This is a genomic window from Streptomyces tatrensis (assembly GCF_049310065.1).
Lineage (GTDB): Bacteria > Actinomycetota > Actinomycetes > Streptomycetales > Streptomycetaceae > Streptomyces.
On record NZ_JBMDLB010000011.1, the window covers coordinates 4,012,929 to 4,025,413 of the forward strand.

Annotated in this window: 9 protein-coding genes; 5 read left to right on the plus strand and 4 right to left on the minus strand. The window is 69.9% G+C overall.

Annotated features, from left to right (window positions below):
* Window positions 1-19 precede the first annotated feature (19 nt).
* A complete protein-coding gene (gene glp, locus ACODT5_RS33805; RefSeq protein ID WP_422522889.1) occupies window positions 20-1,375 on the minus strand; it encodes a molybdotransferase-like divisome protein Glp in 1,356 nt (451 codons plus the stop codon).
* A gap of 4 nt (window positions 1,376-1,379) precedes the next feature.
* Window positions 1,380-2,282, minus strand: a complete 903-nt coding sequence (galU, locus tag ACODT5_RS33810) for a UTP--glucose-1-phosphate uridylyltransferase GalU (protein WP_385377871.1) — start codon at window positions 2,280-2,282, stop codon at window positions 1,380-1,382.
* A gap of 92 nt (window positions 2,283-2,374) precedes the next feature.
* Here galU and ACODT5_RS33815 point away from each other — a divergent pair, with 92 nt between their 5' ends.
* Window positions 2,375-2,986: a 5-formyltetrahydrofolate cyclo-ligase gene (locus ACODT5_RS33815; protein WP_422522890.1), complete on the plus strand. Its 612-nt coding sequence runs from the start codon at window positions 2,375-2,377 to the stop codon at window positions 2,984-2,986.
* Window positions 2,987-3,013: 27 nt separating this feature from the next.
* Here ACODT5_RS33815 and ACODT5_RS33820 read toward each other — a convergent pair whose 3' ends face one another.
* Window positions 3,014-5,863, minus strand: coding sequence for a penicillin acylase family protein (locus ACODT5_RS33820; RefSeq protein WP_422522891.1), 2,850 nt, complete (start codon window positions 5,861-5,863; stop codon window positions 3,014-3,016).
* A gap of 328 nt (window positions 5,864-6,191) precedes the next feature.
* On the opposite strand from ACODT5_RS33820, the gene ACODT5_RS33825 reads away from it, so the two are divergent.
* From ACODT5_RS33825 to ACODT5_RS33840, 4 genes are all read left to right on the plus strand, one after another.
* A complete protein-coding gene (locus ACODT5_RS33825) occupies window positions 6,192-7,757 on the plus strand; it encodes a potassium/proton antiporter (RefSeq protein ID WP_422522892.1) in 1,566 nt (521 codons plus the stop codon).
* Between the two features lie 365 nt (window positions 7,758-8,122).
* Window positions 8,123-9,463, plus strand: coding sequence for an MFS transporter (locus ACODT5_RS33830; protein ID WP_422522893.1), 1,341 nt, complete (start codon window positions 8,123-8,125; stop codon window positions 9,461-9,463).
* A gap of 67 nt (window positions 9,464-9,530) precedes the next feature.
* On the plus strand, window positions 9,531-9,842 hold the full coding sequence (locus ACODT5_RS33835; protein WP_422522894.1) for an FmdB family zinc ribbon protein: 312 nt from the start codon (window positions 9,531-9,533) through the stop codon (window positions 9,840-9,842).
* A gap of 98 nt (window positions 9,843-9,940) precedes the next feature.
* Entirely contained in the window at window positions 9,941-10,774 is an 834-nt protein-coding gene (locus ACODT5_RS33840; protein ID WP_422522895.1) for an S-methyl-5'-thioadenosine phosphorylase, read from the plus strand.
* Between the two features lie 34 nt (window positions 10,775-10,808).
* Here the strand turns inward: ACODT5_RS33840 and ACODT5_RS33845 are convergent, their stop codons facing one another.
* On the minus strand, window positions 10,809-12,092 hold the full coding sequence (locus tag ACODT5_RS33845) for an RNA-guided endonuclease InsQ/TnpB family protein (protein ID WP_422522896.1): 1,284 nt from the start codon (window positions 12,090-12,092) through the stop codon (window positions 10,809-10,811).
* Between the last annotated feature and the right edge of the window lie 393 nt (window positions 12,093-12,485).

A 12,485-nucleotide genomic window follows, 5' to 3' on the forward strand; every position in this document is an offset into this window, starting at 1 on the left:
TACCCGCATCCGCCGGACCTCAGCCGAGCAGGACCACTTCCAGCTCGGCCCCGGGCTCCACCGAGGTCACGTCCTCCGGTACGACCATCAGCGAGTCGGCGTGCGCCAGCGCGGCGATCAGGTGCGAGCCCGATCCGCCGACCGGGCTGACCGTGCCGGACTCCGCGTCGTACTTGCCGCGCAGGAACTGCCGGCGGCCCGCCGGGGAGCCGATCGCCTTGTCGGCCTCGAGCACCGCGCGCACGCTCGGCCGGCTGACCTCCGAGGCGGGCAGGCCCATGAGGGCGCGGATCGCGGGGCGCACGAACAGCTCGAAGGAGACGTAGGAGGAGACCGGGTTGCCGGGCAGGGCCAGCAGCGGGGTGTGGTCGGGGCCGATGGTGCCGAAGCCCTGGGGCTTGCCGGGCTGCATGGCGAGCTTGCGGAAGTCGATCCCGGCGCCGTCCACGTCGTCGTCGCCCGTGGAGAGGTCCGTGAGGGCCTCCTTGACCACGTCGTACGCGCCGACGCTGACCCCGCCCGTGGTGACCAGCAGGTCGGCCCGGATGAGCTGGTCCTCGATGGTGGAGCGCAGGGTGTCGGCGTCGTCGGCGACGGCTCCGACCCGGTAGGCGATGGCCCCGGCGTCCCGTGCGGCGGCGGCCAGGGCGAAGCTGTTGGAGTCGTAGATCGTGCCGGCCGTCAGGGCCTCGCCGGGCTGGACCAGTTCGCTGCCGGTGGACAGGACGACCACGCGCGGGCGCGGGCGCACCCGTACGGTGCCGCGCCCGATGGCCGCCAGCAGTGCGATCTGCGGCGGCCCGAGGACGGTGCCCGCGGCGAGCGCGAGGTCCCCGGCCTGTACGTCGCTGCCGCGTGCGCGGACGTGCGCCCGCGCCTCGGCGGGGCGGTGGACCCGTACCTCGCCGGCGGCGCCCTCGGGCGACTCGCTGGCGGGGGTCATTCCCGTGGCGGCGCCGCCGCCCGTGCCGCCGTCGGTCCACTCGACCGGTACGACGGCTTCCGCGCCGGGGGGCAGCGGGGCGCCGGTCATGATGCGGGCGGCCTGGCCGGGGCCCACGGTCGGCAGCTCGCCGTCGCCGGCCGCCACGTCCCCGATGACCGTCAGCACCGCCGGGAACTCCTCGCTGGCACCCTGGACATCGGCGGTCCGGACGGCATAGCCGTCCATCGAGCTGTTGTCGAAGGGCGGCAGGGCGACGGGCACGGTGACGTCCTCGACGAGGACACAGCCCTGGGCGTCCAGCAGCTGGAGCTCGATGGGCTCCAGCGGCCGGACCGTGCCGAGGACGTCCGCCAGGTGTTCGTCCACCGACCAGAGTCGCTGGGGAGTCCCGGCCGGCTGGTGGTCCTGCGGTGCTTCGGGCTTGCTCAAGGTCCTACATCTCCTCCGTGACGTAATGGTGAAGCCAGGCACGGAACTCCGGGCCCAGGTCCTCACGCTCGCACGCGAGTCGGACGATGGCCCGCAGGTAGTCCCCGCGGTCCCCGGTGTCGTAGCGGCGGCCCCGGAAGACCACGCCGTGCACCGGGCCGCCGACGGTCTCGTCGGCGGCCAGCTTCTGCAGGGCGTCGGTCAGCTGGATCTCACCGCCGCGGCCCGGCTCGGTCTCACGCAGTATGCCGAAGATCGCCGGATCGAGGACGTATCGTCCGATGACCGCGTAATTGCTGGGCGCGTCCGCGGCGTCCGGCTTCTCCACGAGACCGGTGATGCGGACCACGTCCGACTCGCCGGTGCGCTCGACCGCGGCGCAGCCGTAGAGGTGCACCTGGGAGGGGTCGACCTCCATCAGCGCGACCACGGTGCCGCCCGCGCGCTGCTGGATCTCCGTCATCCGGCGCAGCAGCGGGTCGCGGGGGTCGATGAGGTCGTCGCCGAGCAGGACGGCGAAGGGTTCGTCGCCGACGTGCGGCTCGGCGCACAGCACGGCGTGGCCCAGGCCCCGGGGGTCGCCCTGGCGGACGTAGTGCATGGTGGCCAGGTCGCTGGACTCCTGGACCTTCTTCAGCTTGTCGTCGTCGCCCTTGGCGATGAGTGCGGACTCGAGCTCGTAATTGCGGTCGAAGTGGTCTTCGAGAGCGCGCTTGTTACGGCCCGTGATCATGAGAATGTCGTCGAGGCCGGCCGACACGGCCTCCTCGACGACGTACTGGATGGCCGGCTTGTCCACCACAGGAAGCATTTCCTTGGGCGTCGCCTTGGTTGCGGGAAGGAACCGAGTGCCGAGGCCCGCGGCCGGGATGACGGCCTTTTTGATCACGGGGTGCAACTGAGTCATGGGCGGAACGATAGTGCTTCGTCATGAGGCCCGAGTGAGATTCAGATGAACATGATCAGGTTTACCCCCATAGAAAGGGATACGAGCCAACCGTGACAGAGAACCGGCCGTCAACGGCCAAGACGGATCTGCGCCGTGAACTCCTCGCGGCCCGGCGCGCCCTGTCCGCCGACACCCTGCGCGCAGCGGCCCGCGCCCTCTCCCGCTCCGCCCTGGAGCTGCCCGAGATCAGCTCCGCCCGCACCGTGGCCGCCTACGTCTCCATCGGCTCCGAACCGGGCACCCGCGAGCTGCTCGACGCCCTCCGGGCAGCCGGCACCCGCGTGCTGCTGCCCGTCCTGCTGCCCGACAACGACCTCGACTGGGCGGCGTACGAAGGCCCCGGGAGCCTGGCCGAGGCCGCGCACCCGGGGAAGATGCGGCTCCTGGAGCCGGCCGGCCCCCGCCTCGGCCCGGACGCGGTGACCGGCGCCGACGCCGTACTGCTGCCCGGACTGGCCGTGGACCGGCGGGGGATGCGGCTCGGGCGGGGCGGAGGCTCGTACGACCGGGTGCTGGAACGGCTGGAGCGCGCCGGGGCGCATCCCGCGCTGGTCGTGCTGCTCTACGACGACGAGGTGGTCGCGCGGGTCCCGGAGGAACCGCACGACCACCCCGTACGAGCGGTGGCCACCCCGTCGGGGGTGCTCCGCTTCAGCGCGTAGACCCTGCGGTCCCCGCGGTCCCCTCGGTCACGAACCCTCGGGCTGGAGGGTCAGGGTGTCGACCGTGGCCTTGGCCACGGCGTCCTTGCCGAAGGGCCAGTCCAGCAGTTCGCCCTTGGCCCACATCGTCGTCTGGTCCGTGTAGTGGTCGTGGTACGCGTGCCCTGAGGCGCCCGTCAGGTTGATCCAGCGGGACTTGTCGAAGTCGGCGAGGTTCACGACCATACGCATCGACGGCACCCAGGTGACCCCGTACCCGCTGGAGGCGTTCCAGCCGGTCGCGTTGACGGTGGCCTCGCCGCCGCCCAGGTTCCAGGGGCCGCGGTTGAGGAGCCACTGGAGGTAGCCGGGGCCCTCGGTGCCGATCGTCTGGTTCTTCAGCATCAGCTGGTGCAGCCGGCCCCAGCTCCAGGTCGACTGGTCCTTGCCGAGCTTGGCGGTCAGCTCCCAGCGGGCGTCCTTCATGGCCCGCGCGAAGAGCTGGTCGCGGTTGGTGGTGGCGGCCACGGTGCGGCCCACGGCGGGTGCCTGCCACCACTGCGACTTCTCGTCCTTGACCAGGCGGCGGACCACCTCGAACCAGCGGTCCCCGCCGTCCGGCTGCGCCGAGTCGGAGCTGCGCTCACCGCATTCGCGGACCATCTTGGCGAGGTCGTCGGCCGGTCCGGTGGTCTGCTCGGGGACGTTCATGCAACTGCCCTCGACCCGGAGCTCCTTGGGCATCTTGTCGCCGAAGGCCAGCTTGAGGATGTTGCGCCAGACCGCGTTGAAGTACGCGGCGGCCGCCGAGTCGGGCTCCTGGGTGTAGTTCCAGCCCTCCAGCAGCTTCTGGGCGGAGCGGACGTCCGGGTCCGAGACGTCGATCTTGGCCAGCATCGGGGTCAGCAGCGCGGCGATCTCGCTGCTGTTGTCCATCTGCATGGTGCGCATGTCGTCGGTGGAGATCTTCCCGCTGTCCTTGGTCTTCGCCTCGATGAGGTCGTTGATCCGCTGGCTGCGGGCGCCGTAGCCCCAGTCGGTGGTCAGCAGGTACGGGTACTTGCCCGGGCCGGTGCCGCTCTCGGTGACGGCCTGGTTGGCGGTCACGATGAAGCCGCGTTCGGGGTTGAGCACCCACGGCATCTCGTCCTGCGGGACGTAGCCGGCGTTGCCGTCCTTGCCGCCCTTCCAGGCGTACTTGGAGTCCCAGCCCGGGGTCGGCATCCTGCCGTCGGCGCCGCCGCCGCGGATCGGGATGCGGCCGGGGGCCTGGTAGCCGATGTTGCCGTTGGCGCCCTTGCTGTCCGCGTAGATCAGGTTCTGCGAGGGGACCTCGAAGTCGCGGGCCGCGGTGCGGAACTCCTGGAAGTTCTTGGCCCGGTTGATCGAGAAGACCGCGTCCATCGACTTGCCGGGGTCCAGCGCGGTCCACCGCAGGGAGACCCCGTAGCCGTTGCCGCGGTCCGGGGCGGCGCTGGTCACGGGGGCGCGGGCGCCGACCGTGGTGATCTCGTCGCTGCGGTCGGAGATCAGCGGGCCGTTGTTGGTGGACCGGACGGTGATCTTCTTCTCGCCGCCACCGGCGATCTTGATGACCTCTTCGCGGGTGGTGAAGGGGAGCACCTTGTTGTCGTAGACGTAGCCCTCGGGCCTGACCTGCTCCAGGTAGAGGTCGGTGACGTCGGCGCCGAGGTTGGTCATGCCCCAGGCGATGTCGGTGTTGTGGCCGATGATCACGCCCGGCATGCCGGAGAAGGTGTAGCCGGCCACGTCGTACTGGCACGAGGCCGAGGCCGCCCGGCAGTGCAGGCCCATCTGGTACCAGACCGAGGGCAGCTGCGGGGAGAGGTGCGGGTCGTTCGCGAGCAGCGGCTTGCCGGTGGTCGTGTACTTGCCGGCGACGACCCAGGAGTTCGAGCCGATGCCGCTGCCGGCGGGGCCGAGGATCGCGGGGATCGTGTCGAGGGTGTCGGCCAGCGCGCTCAGCGAGGTGCGCAGGCCCACGGTGGCGCCCTGGGCGGTGGCGTTGCCGGCCAGACCGGTCTCGCCGGTGGTCCCGGTGGAGACCTGGGAGCCGGTGGCGCCGCCCTGCCCGCCGGTGCCGGAGCCCACGGGGCTGCCGGAGCCGGGACCGGCCGCGGGGGCGTACTTCCCGCCCTTGACGGTGCCGCCCTCGACGATCGGACGGTTCCGGTCGAAGGGGTACGGCGGGTAGAGGTCGTTGATCTGCGCCTGCGAGAGCTTGCCCGTCATCAGCGCGCGGTCGATCTCGTCCTGCATGTTGCCGCGCAGGTCCCAGGCCATCGCCTTGAGCCACGCCACCGAGTCGACCGGGGTCCACTGCTCGGGCGCGTAGTCCTCGCTGAGCTTGAGGGCGGCGTGCTCGACGGAGAGGTCCTTGCCGGACTTCCCCTTCAGGTACGCGTTGACCCCGTCGGCGTAGGCCTGCAGGTACTTCTTCGTCCCCGGCGACAGCTTGGTGTCGTACTCCTGCTGCGCGACCTGGCGCCAGCCGAGCGTGCGCAGGAAGGCGTCCGTCTCGACCTGGCCGGAGCCGAACATCTCGGAGAGCCGCCCGGAGGTCATGTGGCGGCGTACGTCCATCTCCCAGAACCGGTCCTGCGCGTGCACGAAGCCCTGCGCGCGGAAGAGGTCGTCGTCGGAGTCGGCGTACAGCTGGGGGATTCCGTTGGCGTCGCGCTTGACGTCGACGGTCCCGGTCAGGCCGGGCACCTTGAGGGAGCCGGTGGTCTGCGGGAACGAGGCCCGCACGCTGTCCACGCTCCAGTACGCCCCGTACCCGAGGCCAGCGAAGAGCGCCAGCACCAGGACGAGCACGATCAGACGGGCGCGTCGTCCCTTCTTCTTGACGGAAGGGGCGGTTTCGTTGGCGGGCATCGCTGTCCTTAGAGGGGCAGGGTGGTCCTGGGAGTGCTGGGAGCAACCATAGGCGCAGGACCACCCCCGTTGATCCGCCAGGGGTCGAGCTCGTGGTCCGCCCCTTGCCGACGGCTCGTGACGAGGGGTCACGAGGACAGGGGCCCGCAGGCGTTTCACAATGTGGCTAACGAGTAAAGGGCGCGCCAAAGATTAGGTAAGGTAACGAAGTACTTGCCGTCCGTGCCCGCGCCGGAACGATCCGTCAGCCCGACGTCCGCCGTTCCGCCGTCGCCTGGCACATCGAGGAAAGGGCCGCCCGCTGACTGTCCACACGCTCAATGAGCTGATGCTGGTCTGCTCGCTCGTGCTTCTCGTCGCCGTGGCGGCGGTACGCGTCTCTTCGCGCAGCGGACTCCCCAGCCTGCTCATTTACCTCGGCATAGGCATCGCGATAGGCCAGGACGGCATCGGCAACGTCGTATTCGACAACGCCGAGCTGACCCAGGTGATCGGCTATGCCGCCCTCGTGGTGATCCTCGCCGAGGGTGGTCTGGGCACGAAGTGGAAAGAGATCAAGCCGGCCCTGCCGGCCGCGATCGTGCTGTCGCTGGTCGGCGTCGCCGTCAGCGTGAGCGTGACCGCGGCGGGCGCGCACTATCTGGTCGGCCTCGAATGGCGGCAAGCCCTGCTGATCGGCGCGGTCGTCTCCTCGACCGACGCGGCGGCGGTCTTCTCGGTCCTGCGCAAGGTCCCGCTCCCCTCCCGGGTGACGGGCGTGCTGGAGGCCGAGTCCGGCTTCAACGACGCCCCCGTCGTCATCCTGGTCGTGGCCTTCGCGACCGTCGGACCGGTCGACCAGTGGTACGTCCTCCTGGGGAAGATCGCGCTGGAGCTCGCGATCGGCGTCGCGATCGGCCTCTCGGTGGGCTTCCTGGGCTCGTACGGGCTGCGGCACGTGGCCCTGCCCGCCTCGGGCCTCTACCCGATCGCCGTGATGGCGATCGCGATCACCGCCTACGCGGCCGGCGCGATGGCGCACGGCTCCGGCTTCCTCGCGGTGTACCTGGCGGCGATGGTGCTCGGGAACGCGAAGCTCCCCCACTGGCCCGCCACCCGGGGATTCGCGGACGGGCTCGGCTGGATCGCCCAGATCGGCATGTTCGTACTGCTGGGCCTGCTGGTCACCCCGCACGAGCTGATCCACGACTTCTGGCCGGCGGTGATCATCGGGCTGGTCCTGACGATGGTGGCCCGGCCGCTGGAGGTCTTCGTCTCGCTGCTGCCCTTCCGGCTGCCCTGGCAGGAGCAGGCGCTCATGTCCTGGGCGGGCCTGCGCGGGGCCGTGCCCATCATCCTGGCGACCATCCCGATGGTGTCCGGGATCGAGGGCAGCGAGCGCGTCTTCAACATCGTCTTCGTCCTGGTCGTCGTCTACACCCTGGTCCAGGGCCCGACCCTGCCCTGGCTCGCGCGCAAGCTGAAGCTGGGCAACAGCGACGAGGCCGCCTCCGACCTGGGGATCGAGTCGGCGCCGCTGGAGAAGCTGCGCGGGCACCTGCTGTCCTTCGCGATCCCGCCCGCCTCGCGGATGCACGGCGTCGAGGTGAGCGAGCTCCGGCTGCCGCCGGGGGCCTCCGTCACGCTGGTCGTACGGGACGCGCGGAGCTTCGTACCGGCGCCGTCGACGGTGCTGCGGCGCGGGGACGAGCTGCTGGTGGTGGCCACGGACCCGGTACGGGACGCGGCGGAGGCACGGCTGCGTGCGGTGGCCCGGGGCGGCAAGCTGGCGGGCTGGCTGGGGACCGGCGGGGACGGCGGCGGGGGCGGCGGCAGCCGCAGCGGCGGCGGGAAGGCCAAAGGGGCCGGCAAGGGGTCTGGCAAAGGGGCCTCGAAGAGGCCCGCCAAGAGTTAGAGCGACGCTCTAATTCATCGATTTCGATGCTTTCTGTCCGCATTCGACCCTGTTTACATGGGACCTGAATGCGAAGCTCCAGTTAATCGCAGGTGAAGACACGCCCTGTAGCCAGAATCACAGGGCGTATCGGGGGATCTGCCTGTACGATTAAGGAACAACACATCGAACCAACTCTGTCTGACGCAGAGCTGGCGCGACCGCAAAGCGGCCGTGGCACCCTCCCGCAGTGGGCGCCCAGGTATCACTCGGTTTTGCGCAAGAGGACAGCTCTCGGGGCTCCCACATGTACGGGTGCGATCGCTCACAAGGCGCCGCATCGTCCGCAGACGGGGAGTTCTACCAGGCAGCGGAAAGGCCAGGCCGTGACATCCGCGGTCACGACCGACAAGTCCGCCACGTCCACCCGACCCGGCTACGGGCAGCTCCTGCGCACGCCCGGCGCCCTCGGCTTCGTTCTCCCGGGATTCGCCGCGCGACTCCCCTTCGGCATGCTGACGATCAGCATCCTGCTGCTGGTCCAGCACACCACCGGTTCCTACGGCAGCGCCGGCATCGTCGCCGCCTTCACCGGTATCTCCATGGCCGTGTTCGCCCCGGTCATGGGCAAGCTCATCGACCGCCACGGCCAGAGCGCCGTCCTGGTCCCGGTGGCCCTCGCCCACGCCACCGCAGTCAGCTCCCTGGTGGCGTTCGCGCTGCTGGGTGCGCCCATCTGGGCGCTCGCACTGGCGGCCGTCCCCGCCGGTGCATCCGTCCCGCAGGTCGGACCCATGGTCCGGTCCCGCTGGGCGGCCAAGCTCGAGGGCTCCCCGCTGCTGCCCACGGCCGCGGCATTCGAGTCCGTCACCGACGAGTTCACCTTCGTCGTCGGCCCGGTGCTCGCCACCGCGCTGTGCACCGGCATCAACCCGGCGGCCGGTCTGGTCACCGAGGCCGCGCTGACCCTGATCGGCGGCCTGCTCTTCGCCGCCCAGCGCGCCACGCAGCCCAAGCCCGTCGCCCGCCCGGCGCACGGTGAGAAGCACGCCCCGGCCCTGTCGTTCCACGGCCTGCGCGTCCTGATCGTCGCCTTCATCGGCATCGGCGCCGTCTTCGGCGGCATGCAGGTCTCGCTCGCCGCCTTCTCCGAGGAGATCGGCAACCCGGGCGCCAACGGTCTGCTCTACGGCGTCTTCGCCGCGGGCAACATGATCGCCGGCATCGCCTGCGGCGCGATCGCCTGGAAGATCGGCCCCCGCCGCCGCCTGATCCTCGGCTACATCGGACTCACCGCGGCCGCCTCGGTCCTGTGGGCCGCGAACTCGATGATCCTGCTCGGCGCGCTCGGCCTGGTCGTCGGTCTGTGCATCGCCCCCGCGCTGATCACCGGCTACACCATGATCGAGCAGCTGGTCCCGGCCACCTCGCGGACCGAGGCCTTCACCTGGCTCACCGGCGGCGTCGCCTTCGGGCAGGCCGGCGCAGTGACCCTGGCCGGCCGCCTGACGGACGCGCACGGGTCCTCGTACGGGTTCCTCGTGCCGATGGTGGCCACCGTGCTCGCTCTGGCGATCCTGCTGGCGCTGCGTGCGAAGCTTGCCCCGAAGGCCCCGAGCCGGATCGTCAGCTCGTCCAAGCCGGCCGCCTCGGCCACCTCCGCGGCACCCGCCGCGGGTGTGAACGAGCGTGGTCTCGGTCACCGCGTGCCGGTGACGGTGGACTGATCCGCCGGAATACGTCACCATGGAGCGTCGTTAGCACTCATTGAGTCAGAGTGCCAGGAGGAAATTCGTGCCGACCTACCAGTACCAGTGCACCGAGTGCGGTGAGGGCCTTGAGGCCGTGCAGAAGTTCACCGATGACGCACTGACCGTGTGCCCGAGCTGCGACGGACGCCTGAAGAAGGTGTTCTCAGCGGTCGGCATCGTCTTCAAGGGATCCGGTTTCTACCGGAACGACAGCCGCGGCGCTTCGTCGAGCAGCACCCCTGCCTCGAAGCCCGCGTCGACGCCGGCCGCCACCCCGGCCGCGTCCTCGACGGCTTCGTCGTCTTCGTCCTCGACCTCGACCTCCTCGTCGTCGTCGAGCTCGTCGGCCGCCTGACGCGCTCCAAGGCCTCACCGGCCGTAACAGCTTCATCCGAGGCCCTGCCGTCCCCACCGGACAGCGGGGCCTTCGGCGTGCCCCGTTAGGGTGACCGCATGGCGAATGCAGAGATCGGTGTCATCGGCGGATCGGGCTTCTACTCCTTCCTGGAGGACGTCTCCGAGATCCAGGTGGAGACGCCTTACGGACCCCCCAGCGACTCCCTCTACCTCGGCGAGCTCGCCGGCCGCACCGTGGCCTTCCTGCCCCGGCACGGCCGCAGCCACACCGTCCCCCCGCACAAGATCAACTACCGGGCCAACCTGTGGGCGCTGCGTTCCGTGGGCGTCCGCCAGGTGCTGGGCCCCTGCGCGGTCGGCGGCCTGCGCCCCGAGTACGGCCCGGGCACCCTGCTCGTCCCCGACCAGCTGGTCGACCGTACGAAGTCCCGTGCCCAGACCTTCTTCGACGGGGAGCCGCTCCCCGACGGCTCGGTCCCCAACGTCGTGCACACCACCTTCGCCGACCCGTACTGCCCGGTGGGCCGCTCGGTGGCGCTGTCGGCGGCGCGCGGGCGGGAGTGGGAGCCGGTCGACGGCGGCACCATGGTCGTCATCGAGGGGCCGCGCTTCTCCACGCGCGCCGAGTCCCGCTGGCACGCCGCGGCCGGCTGGTCGGTCGTCGGCATGACGGGCCACCCGGAGGCCGTCCTCGCGCGCGAGCTGGGGCTCTGCTACACCTCGATGGCCCTGGTCACCGACCTGGACGCGGGCGCGGAGACGGGCGAGGGCGTCTCGCACACGGAGGTCCTCAAGGTCTTCGGCGAGAACGTCGGCCGCCTGCGCGAGGTCCTCTTCGACGCGGTGGCCGCCCTGCCCCCGACGGAATCCCGCGCCTGCCTGTGCACCCACGCCCACGACGGCTGGGACCTGGGCATCGAGCTGCCTTGACGATCCTCGCCCTCATGAGTGAGGGCGATTCCCTTCAGCTCGCGTGAGCGGGCTTCGGGGCTTCACGCATCCGCCTCCGGCCTGTGGCCGGGACTCGCACCCTGGGGGCGCTGCGCGTGCTGTTGATATCCGAGCCACCCGTCCGGCGGGCTCGGGCCTCGATCTCGACCGAGGCGTTGTGGTCGGCGTCGTCCTCGTGCCCACACCGGGCGCAGGCGAACAACCGACCGCATCCCTTGCGGGATTCAGAATCGACCTGGCCGCACTTGGCGCAGGTCTGAGAAGTGTGGAACGGCGGGACGGCTACAAGTACGGACCCGTACATTCGGGTTTTGTACTCCAGCTGGCGCCGTCGTTCACCGGGTGTGTTGTCAAGGATGGACCGGTTGACTCCGGCCTTGGCCCGGACGTTGTTGCCTGGCCTCTCGGCGCTGCCCTTCGCTGAGGCAGTCATGTTCTTCACGCGAAGGTCCTCGATACCGATCAGGCCGTGGCTTTTGGCGAGATCGGTGGTGAGCTTGTGCGTGAAGTCCTGACGTCGGTTTGCCCGACGGGTGGTGAGCTTCGCGATCTGGGCGATCGTCGTGCGCAGACGACGGCTGAACTTCCCTCCGCTGCACTTCTTCGCGTAGGTGATCTGGCGGGCCTTGCGCTGCTCCAGAGCCTTGAGTCGCTTCTTTTCGCTGGCGGTGAGCGTCTGAGGCATGAGGCGGGGTGTGGCCTCGGTGGACACGAACGCGGACGCGGCGATCCCGAAGTCCACACCACATCCGGGTTTTCCATTCGGCGCGTCCGGCTTCCGGCCGGTGTGGACACCGAAGGAGATGTGCCAGCCGGTGCCGTCCTGGGACACGGTGGCGTTGCGGACCACGCCCCCGATGGCGCGCGAGAGGCGGAACCGCAACCAGCCGAGTTTCGGCAGACGCGCCTCAGCCCAATGCCGGTTGAGCTTTCGGACTTTGACCGCCTGTCCAGGAAACGGAATCGCCAGGCGATGTCCGCGCTTCTTCCGTATCGGAAACTGGGCCGGGTGCTCAGGGTTCCAGAAGTTGTCGTAAGCGCTGTCCAGATGACGCAGGATCTGCTGTCCCGTCTGCGCGGGCAGGTCGCCGATCCAGTCGAGATCCGCGCGGGCGGCCGTCAGATGTCTGCATTGCTCTACAGACCTCAGGGTGTACCGGCGCTGCACCCACAGGTACACCCGCTGTTCCAGCGCCACATTCCACAGAGCGCGTGCCGTATGACCCCAACTGGTCAGGACCTCGCCCTGATCCTCGGTGGGGTACGCACGATACTTGCGCCCCAAGTCCGCTTTCACACACTCATCGTGCCGACGAGAGACAACCGGCATATCCCGATACGCAAAATGACCGACATTGGCCTGCCCGAGAGATGTCACTGGGATTTCATGACGAAATACCGGCACCGGATGTTCGCCGACACGGATGCAACAGAATCGTCCGCGCCGGCCTGCACGTCAGAGGACCGACCAGAACGGCCTCACAACCGGGCTGAAGCCCGATGCGCAGCGATAATCCCGGTAGCTGTTCGGCGCAACGTCGCCCGGTCCGCGACCGTCTGCTGCTGTAGCTGCTCCTGACCAGTCCATCCCGCCTGTTAGGCACGGTGACGAGGATATCCACAGGCTGGGGATCATCCACAGGGCCGAGCGGGATCCGGCGGGACGGCGGATCGTGAGGGACGTCCGGGC

Coding starts and splice junctions, on each gene's coding strand:
- ACODT5_RS33840 (WP_422522895.1), top strand. CDS start 9,941: ATGGCGAATGCAGAGATCGGTGTCATCGGCGGATCGGGCTTCTACTCC.
- ACODT5_RS33820 (WP_422522891.1), bottom strand. CDS start 5,863: ATGCCCGCCAACGAAACCGCCCCTTCCGTCAAGAAGAAGGGACGACGC.
- galU (WP_385377871.1), bottom strand. CDS start 2,282: ATGACTCAGTTGCACCCCGTGATCAAAAAGGCCGTCATCCCGGCCGCG.
- ACODT5_RS33825 (WP_422522892.1), top strand. CDS start 6,192: ATGCTGGTCTGCTCGCTCGTGCTTCTCGTCGCCGTGGCGGCGGTACGC.